Raw genomic sequence first — 16,973 nt, 5'->3', positions numbered from 1 at the left:
TTCAATTCTCTCGACGGTCTCAGTTCACAGCGGACGTCGCTTCGACATGACGCGGCAAAGTCACCCGAATACGGGTACCGCGTTGGCTTTGAGGATCGGCCGGGCTGTCGATGGTGATTTGTCCATAATGCTCTTCAACGATGGAATAGACCAGCGCAAGGCCCAGACCGGTGCCTTCCCCAGGGTCCTTTGTGGTGAAAAACGGTTCGAACAATCGGTCCATGATGTTCTTAGGAATACCGCTGCCTTCGTCCTCCACGATCAGGTCGACCGTGTGCTCGAAAGCCTCGCTCTTGACGCGTACGGCGCTGCCGGGAGGGGAGGCGTCGCGGGCGTTGGAAAGAAGGTTGATCAAGACCTGGGCAAGCCGTTGCGGATCCCCGTCGACCCAGTGGTCGGGATCGCACAGGTTGAAGAACTGCACTTCGAAATTGCGCCGGTTCAGCGCCAGCAGGCCGATGGCGTCCTGGGCGACTTCGGCCAGGCACACTGCTTCGTCGTTGTGCTGATGGCTGCCAGCATGGGCAAAGCTCATCAGCGATTGGACGATGCGCGATATGCGCTTGGTCTGCTCGAGGATCTGCTCGCTGATTTCCGTCAGCTCGCCATCTTCCTCACGTTCTTCCCGCAGGTTCTGCGCCAGGCAGGCGATACCGGTGATCGGGTTGCCGATTTCGTGGGCGACCCCAGCGGCCAGGCGTCCGATGCTGGCCAGGCGTTCGGAGTGCACCAGCTTGTCTTCCAGGGTCTGGGTTTCGGTCAGGTCCTCCACCAGCAGCACCAGGCCGCTGTTGCCCGGGGCCAGGGGCTCGTCGATGGCCGCCTTGTGCAGGTTCAGCCAGCGGGTCTGGCCATCGAGGGCCAGGTGCTGCTTGTGCAGGTGTTCGTCCGGCAGGTTGATGAAGCCTTGCAGCAGGTCTTTCCACGGATTGCTGATAGTGCTCAGGCGCGAGCCCACCACGTGCTGGGCCGGTATGCCGGTGAGCTCTTCCATGGCCTTGTTCCACATCAGGATCTCTTGGTCCTTGGCCAGGGAGCAGACGCCCATCGGCAGCTCTTGCAGGGTCTGCCGGTGATAGCGGCGCAGGGCATCGAGCTCGGCGGCCAGACCGGTCAGGCGCGAGTGGTAGTCTTCAAGCCGGCTTTCGATGAAGTGAATGTCTTCGGTAACGTAGTTTTCACCGCCAGCCTTGTAGGGCAGGAAGGTTTCGACCATGTCCTGGGCAACGCTCGGCCCCATCAGGCCGGACAGGTTGGCTTCGATACGGTCCCGCAGGCGCCGCAGCGCATAGGGCCGGCGTTCATCGAAGGGCAGGTAGAGGTCGCGCAGGGCCTGTTCCACTTCCTTTTGCGCGGCCTTGGCGCCCAACGGCTTGGCCAGTTGCGTGGCGAACTCCTGGGGCGAGGCGGCATGCAGCTCCCGGCGTTGCGGGCGACGTACGTTGTCTACCGCGCAGGCTTCGGCGGCGCTGGCTTCTTCGCTGCTGGCGTTGGTGAAGAGCGAGATCAGGGTGAACATCAGCACGTTGGCCGCCAGGGAGGCGATGGCTGCCATGTGCCAACTGGTGTCGTCGAGGACGTAGATCATGTTCAGCAGCGGGATATAGAAGCCCTGCAGATTGCCGATCAACGGCAGCAACATGGTCACCAGCCATACCAGAATCCCGGCCAGCAGCCCGGCGATGAAGCCGCGGCGGTTGGCGGTTGGCCAATACAGCACCGACAGCACGCCAGGAAGGAATTGCAAGGTGGCGACGAAGGCCACGATCCCCAGGTTGGCCAGGTCCTGTTCGGCCCCCAGCAGCAGGTAGAAGGCGTAGCCGGCCATGATGATGGCGACGATCAGGGCGCGGCGGGTCCATTTCAGCCAGCGGTAGATGTTGCCCTCCGCAGGTGGCTGATAAAGCGGCAGCACCAGGTGGTTCAGGGCCATTCCCGAGAGCGCGAGGGTTGTGACGATGATCAGGCCGCTGGCGGCCGACAAGCCGCCGACATAGGCCAGCAAGGCCAGCGCCGGACTGTTGGCGGCGATGCCGATGCCCAGGGTGAAGTATTCCGGGTTGGTAGTGGCGCCGAGCTTGAGCCCGGCCCAGAGAATCAATGGCACTGCCAGGCTCATCAGCAGCAGGAACAACGGCAGTCCCCAGCTGGCGCTGACCAGCGCGCGGGGGTTGAGATTCTCGGTAAAGGTCATGTGATACATGTGCGGCATCACGATCGCCGAGGCGAAGAACACCAGCAGCAAGGTGCGCCATGGGCCTTCCTGCAGCGGGGTGTGCAGCGCAGCGAGGGCGGTCTGGTTCTGCAGCAGCCAGAGCTCGAGTTGCTGCGGGCCATCGAACACCCCGTACAGCGCATAGAGACCGACGCCGCCGATGGCGATCAGCTTGATCACCGACTCGAAGGCGATGGCGAATACCAGGCCTTCATGTTTTTCCCGGGTGGCAATGTGTCGCGAGCCGAAGAAAATCGTGAACAGGGTTATCAGGGCGCAAAAGCTCAGCGCCACGCGATGCTGTACCGGTTCATGGGTGAGGATGCCGATGGAGTCGGCCACGGCCTGGATCTGCAGGGCCAGCAGGGGCAGGACCCCTACCAGCATGAAGATGGTGGTCAGCGCGCCGGCCCAGGTGCTGCGAAAGCGGAAGGCAAACAGGTCCGCCAGGGACGACAGCTGATAGGTACGGGTGATCTTGAGGATCGGATACAGCAGCACCGGTGCCAGCAGAAAGGCCCCGGACACCCCCAGGTAGCTGGAGAGGAAGCCATAGCCGTACTGATAGGCCAGGCCCACGGTGCCGTAAAACGCCCAGGCGCTGGCGTAGACCCCCAAGGACAGGGTGTAGGTCAGCGGGTGGCGAATGATCGAGCGTGGAATCATGCCGCGCTCACTGATCCAGGCCACCCCGAACAGCACCAGCAAGTAGGCGGCGCTGATCAGGATCATCTGGGTCAGGCTAAAGCTCATCGGCATCTTTTTGGCTCTGCAGGATGAAGGTCACGACGATCAGAATCAGCCAGAGCAGATACGGGCGATACCAGGCGCCAGTAGCATCGATCCACCAATCCATGATGGCGGGGGAGAACAGATAGATCCCCACTACCAGGAGCAGGACCAAGCGATAGATGTACATCTCGGCCTCTCTTTATTGTGTGCGTGCCCGAAAACGTGCGGCGATGGTAACGGATGGGCGCCAAGCTGCAAGGGGCGTCAGCTTAATTGCGCTTCCGGCACGCTCAGTGTGCGTGGAATCAGGCTCGCATCCCAGTGGGCGACGCCCCAGCTCATGATCTGTGTCACGGGGGCTCCCTCGAGTTCGTTGCCCGGTTTCTGGCCCAGTGCTCGCAGGGCCCGCAGCAGCAGAGGCGGTGCCCGGTCCTCGGTCAGGGGCGGCGAACGATAGGACTTGCCCAGCTTGTGGCCGTCCGGCTGGGTGATCAGGGGCACGTGCAAATAGCGTGGCTGTGGCAGTCCCAGCAGCTCCTGCAGGTACAGCTGGCGTGGTGTGGAGTCCAGCAGGTCGGCGCCACGAACGATATCGGTGATGCCCTGCCAGGCGTCATCGAGCACCACGGCCAGTTGATAGGCATAGAGGCCGTCCCGACGACGGATCACGAAGTCCCCGACTTCCCGACCCAGATGCTGGCGGTACTCGCCCTGAACCCGGTCGATGAAGCGGTATTCAAGCTCCGGTACCCGCAGGCGGATCGCCGCGTTGTCCTGGGCGTGGCCGAGGTTGCGGCACAGCCCGGGATAAATGCCCTGGTAGGGCTCCAGTTGCTTGCGCGAACAGGTGCAGGCGTAGGCGAGCCCCTGGTTGAACAGGCGGTTGAGAACTGCAGCGTAGGCATCGTGGCGATCGCTCTGGCGGATCATTTCGCCATCCCACTCGAAACCGTAGCTTTCCAGGGCCTTGAGAATGGCTGCCTGGGCGCCGGGTTCCTCCCGGGGCGGATCGAGATCTTCCATGCGCAGCAGCCAGCGCCCGCCGGCGGCGCGGGCGTCCAGATAGGAGGCCAGGGCGGCGACCAGCGAGCCGAAGTGCAGGTAGCCGCTGGGAGTAGGCGCGAAGCGCCCGATATATGCAGAGGATGTGGAGGCAGTCATGGAGCGGATGTTACTTCGTCTGGCCCCGTGGTGACGATGCTGTCAGGGAGGCGGGGGAAGGCAGAAACGAAAACGGAGCGTGTATACGCTCCGTTTCAGGTTCAGGCTGGCGATTACTTGCCGACCTGTTTTTCCTTGATTTCCGCCAGGGTCTTACAGTCGACGCACATGTCGGCGGTTGGGCGGGCTTCCAGGCGGCGGATACCGATCTCGACTCCGCAGGATTCACACCAGCCGTACTCTTCGTCTTCGATCAACTGCAGGGTCTTGTCGATCTTCTTGATCAACTTGCGCTCACGATCGCGAGCACGCAGTTCAAGGCTGAACTCTTCTTCCTGGCTGGCGCGGTCGGCCGGGTCGGGGAAGTTGGCTGCTTCGTCTTTCATGTGATCAACAGTGCGGTCGACTTCCTGCATCAAGTCCTGTTTCCACTTGTTCAGGATCTTGGTGAAGTGCTCGCGCATGGGCTTGCCCATGTACTCTTCGCCCGCAGTTTCAACATAAGGTTCAAAACCGCTGATCGATTGAATCTGTTGCTTTGCTTGGGTGGGCATGAATGGACCGCCTCTACTCTTGTAATCCATTGCGCAGGATTGCTCCATCTCCGACACTTGCCGGCCCTGCGGCTGCAAGCGGGCGAACTTACCAGATCAAACCAGAGCGCGCTACTCCCGGTTGTCGAGCCTATGTGCTGCCTGGCTCACAAGGACGGGAAAAGTCCGACGCGGCTTGCTGATCGGTTCGTTCAATCATTGATTTTAGTCAAGTCTGCAGGTTATGTGGGCACCTGTTGGCGCAAGGCAACAGACCGCTCATATGGCCTCGGGTTCTCCCGGACTTCGCCAGATGGGTAGAATCGGACTTTTGCTCCCCACTCGAATTGAAGGAAGGCTAATGGCTCTGCCCTACAGTGCGCGCAGTCGCGCTATCGAACCTTTCCATGTCATGGCCCTGCTGGCCCGCGCCAATGAGTTGCAGGCCGCCGGGCATGATGTGATTCACCTGGAGATCGGCGAACCGGACTTCACCACGGCCGAGCCGATCATCAAGGCCGGGCAGGCGGCATTGAGTGCGGGCAAGACCCGCTATACCGCGGCGCGCGGAATTCCCGAGTTGCGGCGGGCGATCTCCGGCTTCTATCAACAGCGTTATGGCCTGGATATCGACCCCGAGCGGATCATGATCACCCCCGGTGGTTCCGGCGCCTTGCTGTTGGCCAGCAGCCTGCTGGTGGACCCGGGCAAGCATTGGCTGCTGGCAGACCCGGGCTATCCGTGCAACCGGCACTTTCTGCGTCTGGTGGAGGGGGCTGCGCAACTGGTTCCGGTGGGGCCGGACGTGCGTTACCAACTGACACCGGACCTGGTGGAGCGCTATTGGGATCAAGACAGCGTCGGCGCCCTGGTGGCCTCACCGGCGAACCCGACGGGCACCCTGCTCAGTCGCGACGAGCTGGCTGGCCTGTCCGCTGCAGTCAAGGCGCGCAATGGGCATTTGGTGGTGGACGAGATCTATCACGGCCTGACCTATGGCACGGATGCTGCCAGCGTGCTGGAAGTCGATGACAGTGCCTTTGTCCTGAACAGTTTCTCCAAGTATTTCGGCATGACCGGCTGGCGCCTGGGTTGGCTGGTGGCGCCGCCGGCGGCCATCGGTGAGCTGGAGAAGCTGGCGCAGAACCTCTACATCAGCGCGCCGAGCATGGCCCAGTATGCCGCCCTGGCCTGTTTCGAGCCGGAAACCATCAGCATTCTGGAAGAGCGTCGTGCCGAATTCGGCCGGCGTCGCGATTTCCTTCTGCCCGCCTTGCGCGAGCTGGGGTTCGGCATTGCCGTAGAACCCGAGGGGGCGTTTTACCTGTACGCCGATATCAGTGCCTTTGGCGGCGATGCCTTTGCCTTCTGCCGGCACTTCCTGGAGACCGAGCATCTGGCCTTCACGCCGGGGCTGGATTTTGGTCGCCATCAAGCCGGCCATCATGTGCGATTTGCCTACACCCAGAGCCTGGAGCGCCTGCAGGAAGCCGTGGAGCGCATTGCCCGCGGCCTGCAGAGTTGGCAAGGCTGATGCGCTTCGATCCTCCCCTGGAAGAAGGGCGTCTGCTGCGTCGCTACAAACGTTTCCTGGCTGATATTGAAACCCTTGGCGGCGAACAGTTGACCATCCACTGCCCCAATACCGGCTCGATGTTCAACTGCATGGTCGAAGGCGGCCAGGTCTGGTTCAGCCGTTCCAATGATCCCAAGCGCAAGCTGCCGGGCACTTGGGAAATCAGTGAGACGCCTCAGGGGCGGCTGGCTTGCGTGAATACCGCGCGGGCCAATTCGCTGGTTGAGGAGGCGCTGCGGGCCGGGCTGATCAGCGAATTGAACGGGTTCAGCGGGCTCAAGCGCGAAGTGCCCTATGGGCAAGAGAACAGTCGCATCGATTTTCGCCTGGATTACCCGGAAGGGCCGGCCTATGTCGAGGTCAAGAGCGTCACCCTGGGGTTCGATGGCTCGGCGGTGGCGGCGTTTCCCGATGCCGTGACCCAGCGCGGAGCCAAGCACTTGCGCGAGTTGGCGAGCTTGGCCCGGGACGGCGTACGCGCGGTGCAGCTGTATTGCGTCAACCTTTCGGGGATCGAGGCAGTGCGTCCGGCGCAGGAAATCGACCCGGGGTATGCGGCTGCCTTGCGGGAGGCTGTGGCGGCGGGAGTCGAAGTGCTGGCCTACGGCGTTCGCCTGACCGCACAAGAGGTCTGCATCGACCGACGTCTTGAGGTGTTGCTCGAAGGCTAGAGGTCGACCCAGATTCCCTGGCTGTCTTCGCGACAGTCGATGGCTTCCAGGAACTGGCCGGCGCAGGGGCCGGCCACGCACTCGCCACTTTCAATCAGAAACAGCGCGCCGTGGGTGGCGCACTGGATCAGGCTGGCGCTGGGATCGAGGAACTGGTCGGGTTGCCACTCCAGGGAGACGCCGCGGTGTGGACAGCGATTGGCATACACATAGGCCTGATGTTCGCGGCGTACGGCAAACAGCTTCACCCCACCGAGCTGGAAACCGCGGCTGCCGGCCTCGGGCAGATCACTTGCGGCGCAAAGAAATTTCATGGCTATCCTCAGGTTCCAACGGCTCTGCGCTCAGGCTGTCACAGTTTTTCCGTGACTGCAGAATGAAACATGTCGACGCTTGACGGCCAAATGAAAACAATTATCAAATGGCCGCCTCGCTCGTCATGGGGCACTTGCTCATTTCGATGCCTGCTCTGCCTGGCATGTCACATGGACAGCTGCCTTGCGGGCTTCACCTCTATCAAGGAAATGTTCTTATGCGCCTGAGAGCCAGCGCCATTGCGTTCTGTGCCGGATTGCTGGTGAGCCAATGGGCCACCGCCGATGAGTTGCCGCAGCGTTGGGTCAGTGCTGGTGGAGCCTTGTCCGAGTGGGTGGCGGCCCTGGGGGCCGAGTCGAAACTGGTGGGCGTCGATACCACCAGCCAGCACCCGGCTTCTCTCAAGGCATTGCCGAGCATCGGTTATCAGCGCCAGTTGTCGGCCGAAGGCATCCTCAGCCTGCGACCGCAGATCCTGGTGGGCACCGAAGAGATGGGCCCGCCGCCAGTGCTGTCGCAGATACGCAGTGCCGGGGTCCAGGTCGAGCTGTTTTCCGCGCAAGCGGACCTGCCGACCCTGCAGCACACCCTGCAGCACCTGGGACAGCTTCTGGGGCGTGAGGGACAGGCCGCAGAGCTGTTTCAGGGATATCAACAGCAACTCGAACAGCAGAAGGCCTGGGTCGCCCAGGCCCAGGCGCAACAGGCTGCGCCCGGGGTGCTGTTGTTGCTCGGGCATGCCGGTGGAAAACCCCTGATAGCAGGCAAGGACACCGCTGCGGACTGGTTGCTGCAGCAGGCGGGCGGACGCAATCTGGCGACTCATACCGGTTACAAGCCGTTTTCGGTGGAGTCCCTGGCGGGTTTGAACCCCCAGGTGCTGGTGTTCTCCGATCGCAGCCTGACCGGTGATGCGGCCCGTGCGGCCCTGTTCAAGGAGAATCCGGTATTGGCGGCCACAGCGGCGGCCAAGGCCGGGCGTGTGGTCGAGCTGGATCCGACCTTGCTGGTGGGCGGCCTGGGCCCCCGTCTGCCGGACAGCCTGAAGCGTCTGTCGACCGCGTTCTATCCCCAGGCCAAGCCGGCCCAATGAGTCGTCTGGTCAAACCAAGAGCGTTGTTTCTCGGGCTGGGCGCCCTGTGCCTCCTGGCCATCTGGTTGTCTCTGGCCCTGGGGCCGGTCAGTCTGCCGTTGTTCGATACCTTGCGTGCCGCCCTGCGGTTGCTGGGGCTACCGATCGATGGGCAGGGGCTGGAGCAGGCGGAGCTGATCCTTGGGCAGATCCGTCTGCCACGGACGCTGCTGGGGCTGGCTGTGGGCGGAGTCCTGGCCTTGTCCGGGGTGGCCATGCAGGGGCTGTTTCGCAATCCCCTGGCGGATCCGGGGCTGGTGGGAGTGTCCAGCGGTGCCGCATTGGGCGCAGCCGTCGCGATTGTCGGTGGCTCGATGTTCGGTGGCCTGCCAGAGGCCATTGGCCCCTATCTGCTTTCACTCTGTGCCTTTCTGGGTGGGCTGGGAGTGACGGCGCTGGTCTATCGCCTGGGACGGCGCAATGGCCAGACCCACGTGGCGACCATGCTGCTGGCGGGGATCGCGTTAACCGCCCTGGCCGGTTCGGCCGTGGGGCTGTTCACCTATCTGGCGGATGACGCCACCCTGCGCACCTTGACCTTCTGGAACCTGGGCAGCCTCAACGGCGCCAGTTATCAGCGCCTGTGGCCGTTGCTGCTGGTGACCACCGCGGTGGCGCTGTGGTTGCCGCGCCGGGCCAAGGCGCTGAATGCGCTGCTGCTGGGGGAGTCCGAGGCCAAGCACCTGGGGATCGATGTTGAAGGGCTCAAGCGCGAACTGGTGTTCTGTACCGCCCTGGGTGTGGGCGCCGCGGTTGCTGCTGCGGGGATGATCGGCTTTGTTGGTCTGGTGGTGCCGCATCTGGTGCGTCTGTTGTCGGGGCCGGATCATCGGACCTTGCTGCCCGCATCGATCCTCGCGGGAGCCAGCCTGCTGCTGCTGGCGGACCTGGTGGCTCGCCTGGCGTTGGCGCCGGCCGAGCTGCCTATCGGGATTGTCACTGCATTCATTGGTGCGCCGTTCTTTCTGTATCTGTTGTTGCGAGGGCGAGCCTGATGTTGCGAGTGGAGAACCTGCACGTCCGACGTGGTGGCAAAGACGTATTGGCCGGTATCGATCTGCAGCTGTTGCCCGGGGAAGTACTAGGGGTGCTGGGGCCCAATGGTGCGGGTAAAAGCAGCCTGCTGGGGGCCTTGAGTGGCGAGCTGGCAGCCCACCAGGGCCGGGTATCGCTGGATCAGCGTGAGCTGGCGCAGTGGGAAGGGGCGTTGCGCGCGCAACGGTTGGCCGTGCTGCCCCAGGCGTCCAGCCTGGATTTCGCCTTTCGAGTCGAAGAAGTGGTGGGGCTGGGAAGGTTGCCCCATCAGAGTGGCCGTGCGCGTGATGAAGAGATCGTCAATGCTGCGCTTGAGGCGGCCGATGTCACCCACCTGTGGGGACGCAGCTACTTGGCGCTGTCGGGAGGCGAGCGCCAGCGAGTGCACCTGGCTCGGGTCCTGGCGCAACTATGGCCGGGGCAAGCGGGGCATAACTTGCTGCTCGACGAGCCCACCTCGGCTCTCGACCCCTTGCACCAGCACGTTACATTGCAAGCCATTCGGGCGTTTGCCGATCGCGGTGCGGCGGTGCTGATCATTCTCCACGACCTGAATCTGGCAGCACGCTACTGTGATCGCGTGCTGTTGCTGGAGGGCGGGCGCCCCCATTCGCTGGGGACGCCGGCTGCGGTGCTGCGTCCTGAACCGTTGAAAGAGGTATTTGGCCTGGAAGTCCTGGTGCAGGAGCATCCTGAACGGGGGCATCCGTTGATCATTGCCCGTTGATCTGAAACCTGGGGAGAAGAAAGGATGCGTGCACTCCTGCTGCTGGCAATCCTGCTGGCCGGCTGTCGGAGCTCGCTCGAGCTCTTGCCGCCTCCGGTGGAGGATTATTCCGGCAATATCATCGATCTGCGCAGTGGTCAGGTGCTTGCCCCGGACGAACTGGTGGCCCGCCTGGCCGTTATCCCGCGGGTGATCGTCGGCGAACAGCACGACAATGCCGACCACCATGCCGTGCAATTGTGGTTGTTGCGTTCAATGGTCGTGGCGCGACCTCAGGGCAGCCTGCTACTGGAAATGCTCAATCCCGATCAGCAGCCAAAAGTCGATGCGCTGAAGCGTTCTCTTGAGGGCGCTCGCCTGCCTGATGATCTGCCCGGCCTGCTGGCCTGGCAGTCAGGCTGGCAGTGGAGCCTTTACGGTCCGTTGGTGGGGTATGCGCTAAGGCAGCCCTACCCGTTGCTGGCTGCCAACCTGGATCGCCAGGAAGTGCGAGAAGTCTACGGGCGCGCGCCATTGCTCTCGGGGGAGCGGGCCGGCGCTCCTGCGGTGACAGAGGCCTTGTCGACGCAGATCCGTGAATCCCATTGTGGCTTGCTGCCAGATAGCCAGGTGCCGGCCATGCTTGCCGTGCAGCAGCAGCGTGATCGGCGGATGGCCGAGCGACTGCTGGCGGCACCGACCCCGGCCCTGTTGTTTGCTGGAACCTTCCACGGGCGCAAGGACCTCGGGGTGCCCTTGCATGTGGCGGATCTGGACCAGAAGCAGGAAGTCGTGGTGTTGATCCTGGCGGAGCGGGGCACTCCGGTGGCGGCCTCGTCCGCCGACTTTGTCTGGTACACACCGGCCCAGCCGGCCAAGGATTATTGCGCGGCATTGCGGTGATGATCGCGATGCCTTTTTACGGACAAAAAAAGACCCGGCAAGAGCCGGGTCAAATAACCGTGATTAGCCTGATGAGGAGATAATCTGAGAGTCCGAACCACTGGTCTTCCAGGTTATCCAACTGATCTCGCGACCAGTTGTGATAATCATAACGATTCTCATTTCGAAGTCAACAAAGCTTTTTCAGTTTTTTGCATATTTCGCCAAACGCTTGTTTGGATCCTCGTAAACCGACCTCAGTCCGGCTGGTTCAGAGCCATGAGCCGGGTCACTTCCTTGTTCAGCAGGTCAATGCGCCGGGCCATGCTTTCAATCAGGCTGTGGGCGATCCGCGGGTTGCTCTGGGTCAGACTGAGAAACTGCTCCTTGGGGATCAGCATGACCGTGCTGGGTTCACTGGCAATGACGCTGGCACTGCGTTTTTCTCCGGTAAAGACGGCCATGGCGCCGAAAATCTCGTCCTTGGGTACATCGCCCACTTTGTGCCCGTCGACGAAGGCCTCTGCCCGGCCTTCGAGAATCACGAACACATGATCGGCCTCATCACCTTGGGCAATCAGCAGCTCGCCGGTTTCCACCCGTTTGAAGCCGTTGCTGCTGCGCAGCTCCGGCGGCTTCAGACGGGCGACCGCATCGGACAGCAAAGCCGTCTGGCCAATCAGGTATTGCAGCAGCAGCTCCGAGCGTTGTTCATCGGCATAGATATGCCGGAACACTTCGGTCCTCAGGTAGGGAATCAGCTGTAGCGGGGTGTCGCATCCCAGTTGCCACTGCGGATGCTCGATGCCGCGCCGCAACCCTACCAGGTCGCCCTCGTGCAGATAAAACAGGGGGCGCTCTTCGACACGGGCCTGGATCACGCCACTGTCCAGCAGGAACAACTGGTGCCCGGGCAAAGCGCCGGAGAGATCGGCCACTGGGGCTAGATCCAGCTTCGGACCAGCAGGCGAGAGGCCTTCCAGCATTTGGGCTGGAAGGCTCTGCAGCCGATTGATCAAGGCATCGGCGTAGGCCGGTTGCTCCCCCAATAGATACATAAGGTTCTGCCGGTCAGTTTTTATGACGAGTGGAAATGGCGTCCAACTGCTTGTTCAGCGCCTCTTTGCGTTCGGCAGGGAGATCGTTCCAGTGCATGTCCATCAATGCGCCTTCGATGGCATACAGGAGAACCTTGGAGGCACGAAAGCCGCGGGTGCGCACTGCCCGATAAGCATCCACTGCGCCCAGGCGACGCAAGTCGGAAGCACTGTGGATGCCCACTGCATGCAGCCATTGTGCAGATGTCTTGCCAAGGTTCTTCAAGTGTTGCAGTTCATCATTCATTAAGCCTCCTGGCGATGGCCGAATGGTGAGTGGGCAGCCTCAAAGGAGTGTAGCGCTCAGTAGAAAACGCGCTGTTCTTTGGTCGGTTTGGACGCAAATGCTTCTAAGGCGGGCACATCGGGGCCCGGAAAGCCTTGAAAGAGGAGGGAGGAGGGGGGGAAGCGAGGGAGCGGGGATCCACAGTCCGGCGCGAAGTGGGCACCGGACAGGGCAGGACGAACTGGCCTAGCGGGTGCGGTAACGCAGGCGGGTGCCGAAATTGACTGACATGAGAATCTCGTCGGCACTCAGTTCTACCGGGAAGTAGGCACCGGAAATCTGTGCATGGGCCAGGCTGGCACCTTCCATGGAGGAGTGTCTGAGATCCAGGCCGCGCAGATCGGCAGAGCGGAAATAAGCATCGGTGAAGTCGACACCTTCGGCGTTCAGTTCCCGCAGATCGAGGCCCCGGAAGTCACCGCTTCGCATGTCGATGGGCTGATCCTTCGGACGTTCGCGGTTGAAGCCGACGATGTCGTCTTTATGCAGCAGGGCGTAAAGCGGAGTATCGAGAAGTTTTGGTTGGCTCATGGCGACGTCATCCGTGTTGGATTTATGACGCCAGTATAGTGCCACTATTTTTCAGCCGTGAAGTCTTTGCCGCTTCACGGCTGAAATAGTCGATTACAGGCCGGGGAGACGCTGGCGAATGTTGGCGACCAGGGCGTCCAGGCTACCGCTTTCGTTGGTTTCGACGCGTTTGCTGCGCAACAGTTCTTCGTCGGTCAAGGCTTCGCGAGTGGCTTGCTGGGTCGCGATCACTTCCAGGGTGGCATCGGACGGATCGTTTTGATCGGCCTGGCGTTGCGCCAGCCAGCTGGCGATCACCGCCTCAGGTGCATTGCAGTCGATGATCAGGCACGGCGTCCCGGTGGCTTCAGCGACCTTGGCCGCGGCATCTCGTTGGGCGCGTTTGAGGTAGGTGGCATCGATCACCACCGGGAAGCCGGCGCGCAGGATGATTTCGGCCACTTCATGCAGGCGAGTGTAGGTGGCATTGCTGGCCTCGCTGCTGTAGATGCCGGCATGCACGTCATTGGGTACTTGCTGCTCGCCGAACAGGCGCTTGCGCTCCACGTCCGAGCGCAGGCGGATGGCGCCCAAGGCTTCCACCAGGCGCATGGCCACGCTGCTCTTGCCGACCGCCGAGACACCCGAGGTGATGGCCAGGAAACGCGAGGGAATGGTGCTGTAGCTTTCCGCCAGGTTGGCGTAGTTGCGGTACTGGCGCAGGGTGGTGGCGCGCTGTACCGGAGTGGCATCGGCAGGCATGCTGAACAGGCTGACCTTGGCGCGCACCAGGGCGCGATAGGCTTTGTAGAAGTTGAGCAGCTCAAGGCCCTGGTAGTCGCCGGTCAGCTCCAGGTATTGGCTGATGAAACGCCGTGCCAGGCTTTTCAGGCCACGGTCTTCCAGGTCCATGGCGAGGAAACCGGTATCGGCGTACACATCGGTGAAACGGAACGGTTCGTTGAATTCGATGCAGTCGAAAATCACCACCTTGCCGTTGATGAGGGTGGCGTTGCCCAGGTGGATATCGCCGTGGCACTCGCGAATGAAGCCTTCGCTCTTGCGTTGAGCCAGCAGTGGCTTGAGGCGCTCGTAACTGGCTTCAGCCCAGGCTTCCAGGGCTTCGAGCTGCTGCAGGTCGGCCTTGTCGCTGAGGAATGGACGAATCTGCTCGAAGTTCTGACGCACCGGGGCCATCACGCTTTCTGGGGTCCCTGCCTCGTGGTCGGCCGGCACCTTGGGGGCGCTGAGGTGGAACTGGGCGATCTGCTGGGCCATCTCGTCGATGTGGGCAGTGGTCAGTTCGCTGTTGGCTTGCAGGGTGCTGAGCAACTGGCTCTGGGGAAACTGGCGCATTTTCAGGACGTATTCGATGGCCGCGCCGCTGCCGCACAGTTCTGGGGCCTCGCTGCTGCCGGTGATGGGCAGCACTTCCAGGTACAGGTCATCGGTCAGACGCTGGTTCAGGCGCAGTTCTTCAGAGCAGAAGTGTTCGCGAGCATCCAGGCTGGTGAAGTCAAGGAAACCGAAGTTGACCGGCTTCTTCACTTTATAGGCAAAGGGACCGGTGAGCAGTACCCAGGAAATGTGGGTTTCGATGACCTGGAACCCATCTACGGGATGCGGGTACAAAGCGGGGTTTTGCAGGGCGGCGATCAGGGACTGGCTCACGGGCGATCCTTCAGAGTCGGGAAAATCGAGGGCGTCATTATGGCCGCTGCAGGCGCTAAGGCAAACCTCGGCCGGCACATGTTGAGGATGAATAAAGTGCGTATAATCCGCCGCCATGACTCGTACCCGATCCCCCCGTTCCGCTAAAAAAACTCCGTCTGGTGGCCTGCGCCCCTGGCTGGGCTGGGCGCTCAAGCTCAGTCTGGTCGGTCTGGTGGTGCTCGCCGGCTTTGCGGTTTACCTCGATGCCGTGGTCCAGGAAAAGTTCTCCGGCAAGCGCTGGACCATTCCAGCCAAGGTCTATGCGCGCCCGCTTGAGCTGTTCGTCGGACAAAAGCTCAGCAAGGACGACTTCCTGACGGAACTCGATGCCCTGGGCTATCGTCGCGAAAGTATCGCCAACGGCCCAGGCGCCGCGGCGGTGAGCGGCAATACCGTTGACTTGAATACCCGTGGCTTCCAGTTCTATGAAGGGCTGGAGCAGGCACAGCCGGTACGCGTGCGCTTCTCCGGCGACTATGTGGCGGAGCTTTCCGGCAGCAAGGGCGCCAAGCTGGCTGTGGTACGCCTGGAGCCGCTGTTGATCGGCGGCCTGTACCCGAAGAACCTTGAAGACCGGATCCTGATCAAAATCGACCAGGTCCCGCCGTATCTGCTGGAAACCCTGGTGGCGGTGGAAGACCGTGACTTTTATTCGCACCATGGGGTATCGCCGAAGTCGATTGCCCGGGCGATCTGGGTCAACACCTCGTCGGGCCAGATGCGCCAGGGCGGCAGTACGCTGACCCAGCAGTTGGTGAAGAACTTCTTCCTGACCAACGAGCGCAGCCTGTCGCGCAAGCTCAATGAAGCGATGATGGCGCTGCTGCTGGAACTGCATTACGACAAGCGCGAGATTCTCGAGGCCTACCTCAATGAGGTATTCGTCGGCCAGGACGGTCAGCGTGCGGTGCACGGTTTTGGGCTGGCCAGTCAGTTCTTCTTCAGCCAGCCGCTGTCCGAGCTCAAGTTGCATCAGGTGGCGTTGCTGGTGGGCATGGTCAAGGGACCTTCCTATTACAACCCGCGGCGTTATCCGGAACGTGCGATGGAGCGGCGCAACCTGGTGCTTGATCTGCTTGAACAGCAGGGCGTGGCCACGGCCGAGCAGGTCGAAGCAGCGAAGAAGATGCCCCTGGGCGTCACCAAGCGCGGCAGCCTGGCCGACAGCTCGTTCCCCGGTTTCCTTGATCTGGTGAAGCGCCAGTTGCGTGAAGACTACCGCGACGAGGACTTGACCGAAGAAGGCCTGCGTATCTTCACCAGTTTCGACCCGATCCTGCAGATGAAGGCGGAGGCCTCGGTCAACGACACCTTCAAGCGCCTGGCAGGGCGCAAGGGTTCGGAAGACGTCGAGGCGGCGATGGTGGTGACCAACCCGGAAACCGGTGAAGTCCAGGCCATGATTGGCAGTCGCCAGGCCAGCTTTGCCGGCTTCAACCGGGCACTGGACGCAGTGCGCCCGATCGGCTCGCTGATCAAGCCGGCGGTCTACCTGACCGCCCTGGAAAAGCCTAGCCAGTACACCTTGACCAGTTGGCTGTCCGATGAAGCCTTCTCGGTCAAGGGGGCCGATGGCCAAGTGTGGAAGCCGCAGAACTACGATCGGCGTTCCCATGGCACGGTTTTCCTGTATCAGGGGCTGGCCCATTCCTACAACCTCTCCACTGCCCGACTGGGTCTGGAAGTAGGGGTACCCAATGTCTTGAAGACCCTTGGGCGCTTGGGCGTGACCCGGGAGTTCCCGGCCTTTCCCTCGATGTTGCTGGGGGCGGGGGGCATGAGCCCGATAGAAGTGGCAACCATGTACCAGACCCTGGCCAATGGCGGCTTCAATACGCCGATGCGTGGGATTCGCAGTGTGCTGACCGCCGAGGGCGAGCCGCTCAAGCGCTACCCATTCCAGATCCAGCAGCGTTTCGATGCCGGCTCGATCTACCTGATCCAGAGTGCGATGCAGCGGGTGATGCGCGAAGGCACCGGTAGTTCGGTGTACAACGTGCTGCCCAAAACCCTGGCGCTGGCGGGCAAGACCGGAACCAGTAACGATTCCCGTGACAGCTGGTTCGCCGGCTTCAGCCAGGATCTGTTGGCGGTGGTGTGGTTGGGCCGCGACGACAATGGCAAGACTCCGTTCACCGGTGCCACCGGTGCCCTGCAGGTGTGGACCAGTTTCATGCGCAAGGCCGACCCGTTGCCGCTGGATATGCCGCAGCCGGATAACGTGGTTCAGGCGTGGATCGATTCGCGCACCGGGCAAGGCTCCGATGCCAACTGTCCGGGGGCGGTGCAGATGCCGTATATTCGCGGCAGCGAACCGCCTCCTGGCGCGTCTTGTGGAGGGGGAACCCCTGCAGATGGCGAATCGGTGATGGATTGGGTCAAGGGCTGGATGAACTAAGCGATGAGGGT

16 protein-coding genes are annotated in these 16,973 nt (G+C 62.0%); 7 read left to right on the top strand and 9 right to left on the bottom strand.

All coding sequences use genetic code 11. The features are described 5' to 3' along the window. Positions 1–19: 19 nt before the first annotated feature. The 4 genes from ACZ5BO_RS29915 to dksA form a co-directional block, all read right to left on the bottom strand. A complete protein-coding gene (locus tag ACZ5BO_RS29915) occupies positions 20–2,974 on the bottom strand; it encodes a sensor histidine kinase (protein WP_025131275.1) in 2,955 nt (984 codons plus the stop codon). After that, entirely contained in the window at positions 2,958–3,134 is a 177-nt protein-coding gene (locus ACZ5BO_RS29910) for a hypothetical protein (RefSeq protein ID WP_003176118.1), read from the bottom strand. The genes ACZ5BO_RS29915 and ACZ5BO_RS29910 overlap by 17 nt, the downstream gene beginning before the upstream one ends. A 77-nt stretch (positions 3,135–3,211) precedes the next feature. Then, complete coding sequence (gene gluQRS, locus ACZ5BO_RS29905; RefSeq protein WP_464697264.1) at positions 3,212–4,108, bottom strand: tRNA glutamyl-Q(34) synthetase GluQRS; 897 nt, start codon at positions 4,106–4,108, stop codon at positions 3,212–3,214. A gap of 113 nt (positions 4,109–4,221) precedes the next feature. Further along, positions 4,222–4,662, bottom strand: a complete 441-nt coding sequence (gene dksA, locus ACZ5BO_RS29900) for an RNA polymerase-binding protein DksA (RefSeq protein WP_011063504.1) — start codon at positions 4,660–4,662, stop codon at positions 4,222–4,224. Between the two features lie 340 nt (positions 4,663–5,002). On the opposite strand from dksA, the gene ACZ5BO_RS29895 reads away from it, so the two are divergent. Together ACZ5BO_RS29895 and sfsA are read left to right on the top strand one after the other, a co-directional pair. Then, the gene (locus ACZ5BO_RS29895) at positions 5,003–6,175 is read left to right on the top strand and encodes a pyridoxal phosphate-dependent aminotransferase (protein ID WP_464697263.1); all 1,173 of its coding nucleotides are present in this window, start codon (positions 5,003–5,005) and stop codon (positions 6,173–6,175) included. After that, positions 6,175–6,888 carry a DNA/RNA nuclease SfsA gene (sfsA, locus tag ACZ5BO_RS29890; protein ID WP_025131278.1) on the top strand — a complete coding sequence of 238 codons (714 nt, stop codon included), beginning with the start codon at positions 6,175–6,177 and terminating at the stop codon, positions 6,886–6,888. The genes ACZ5BO_RS29895 and sfsA overlap by 1 nt, the downstream gene beginning before the upstream one ends. Here the strand turns inward: sfsA and ACZ5BO_RS29885 are convergent. Beyond that, positions 6,885–7,202: a Rieske (2Fe-2S) protein gene (locus ACZ5BO_RS29885; RefSeq protein WP_025131279.1), complete on the bottom strand. Its 318-nt coding sequence runs from the start codon at positions 7,200–7,202 to the stop codon at positions 6,885–6,887. The genes sfsA and ACZ5BO_RS29885 overlap by 4 nt on opposite strands. A 218-nt stretch (positions 7,203–7,420) precedes the next feature. Here ACZ5BO_RS29885 and ACZ5BO_RS29880 point away from each other — a divergent pair, with 218 nt between their 5' ends. The 4 genes from ACZ5BO_RS29880 to ACZ5BO_RS29865 are packed head-to-tail and all read left to right on the top strand — an operon-like array spanning position 7,421 to position 10,979. Then, on the top strand, positions 7,421–8,296 hold the full coding sequence (locus tag ACZ5BO_RS29880; protein WP_025131280.1) for a heme/hemin ABC transporter substrate-binding protein: 876 nt from the start codon (positions 7,421–7,423) through the stop codon (positions 8,294–8,296). Further along, positions 8,293–9,330, top strand: coding sequence for a FecCD family ABC transporter permease (locus tag ACZ5BO_RS29875; RefSeq protein WP_025131281.1), 1,038 nt, complete (start codon positions 8,293–8,295; stop codon positions 9,328–9,330). Before ACZ5BO_RS29880 ends, ACZ5BO_RS29875 begins: the two co-directional genes overlap by 4 nt. After that, positions 9,330–10,097, top strand: coding sequence for a heme ABC transporter ATP-binding protein (locus ACZ5BO_RS29870; protein WP_025131282.1), 768 nt, complete (start codon positions 9,330–9,332; stop codon positions 10,095–10,097). The genes ACZ5BO_RS29875 and ACZ5BO_RS29870 overlap by 1 nt, the downstream gene beginning before the upstream one ends. A 24-nt stretch (positions 10,098–10,121) precedes the next feature. Beyond that, positions 10,122–10,979: a ChaN family lipoprotein gene (locus tag ACZ5BO_RS29865; RefSeq protein WP_464697262.1), complete on the top strand. Its 858-nt coding sequence runs from the start codon at positions 10,122–10,124 to the stop codon at positions 10,977–10,979. A gap of 236 nt (positions 10,980–11,215) precedes the next feature. Here the strand turns inward: ACZ5BO_RS29865 and ACZ5BO_RS29860 are convergent, their stop codons facing one another. From ACZ5BO_RS29860 to ACZ5BO_RS29845, 4 genes are all read right to left on the bottom strand, one after another. Then, on the bottom strand, positions 11,216–12,016 hold the full coding sequence (locus tag ACZ5BO_RS29860; protein WP_464697261.1) for a Crp/Fnr family transcriptional regulator: 801 nt from the start codon (positions 12,014–12,016) through the stop codon (positions 11,216–11,218). A 13-nt stretch (positions 12,017–12,029) separates the two neighbouring features. Beyond that, positions 12,030–12,302: a TfoX/Sxy family protein gene (locus tag ACZ5BO_RS29855; RefSeq protein ID WP_025131285.1), complete on the bottom strand. Its 273-nt coding sequence runs from the start codon at positions 12,300–12,302 to the stop codon at positions 12,030–12,032. Positions 12,303–12,527: 225 nt separating this feature from the next. Next, on the bottom strand, positions 12,528–12,872 hold the full coding sequence (locus tag ACZ5BO_RS29850; protein ID WP_025131286.1) for a pentapeptide repeat-containing protein: 345 nt from the start codon (positions 12,870–12,872) through the stop codon (positions 12,528–12,530). 93 nt (positions 12,873–12,965) lie between these two features. Beyond that, positions 12,966–14,522 carry a bifunctional aminoglycoside phosphotransferase/ATP-binding protein gene (locus ACZ5BO_RS29845; RefSeq protein ID WP_464697260.1) on the bottom strand — a complete coding sequence of 519 codons (1,557 nt, stop codon included), beginning with the start codon at positions 14,520–14,522 and terminating at the stop codon, positions 12,966–12,968. Between the two features lie 115 nt (positions 14,523–14,637). Here ACZ5BO_RS29845 and mrcB point away from each other — a divergent pair, with 115 nt between their 5' ends. Further along, positions 14,638–16,962 carry a penicillin-binding protein 1B gene (gene mrcB, locus ACZ5BO_RS29840; protein WP_025131288.1) on the top strand — a complete coding sequence of 775 codons (2,325 nt, stop codon included), beginning with the start codon at positions 14,638–14,640 and terminating at the stop codon, positions 16,960–16,962. The last annotated feature ends 11 nt before the right edge of the window (positions 16,963–16,973 follow it).

The organism is Pseudomonas sp. FFPRI_1, from assembly GCF_055384485.1.
This window is presented reverse-complemented; position numbering and strand designations above follow the sequence as displayed.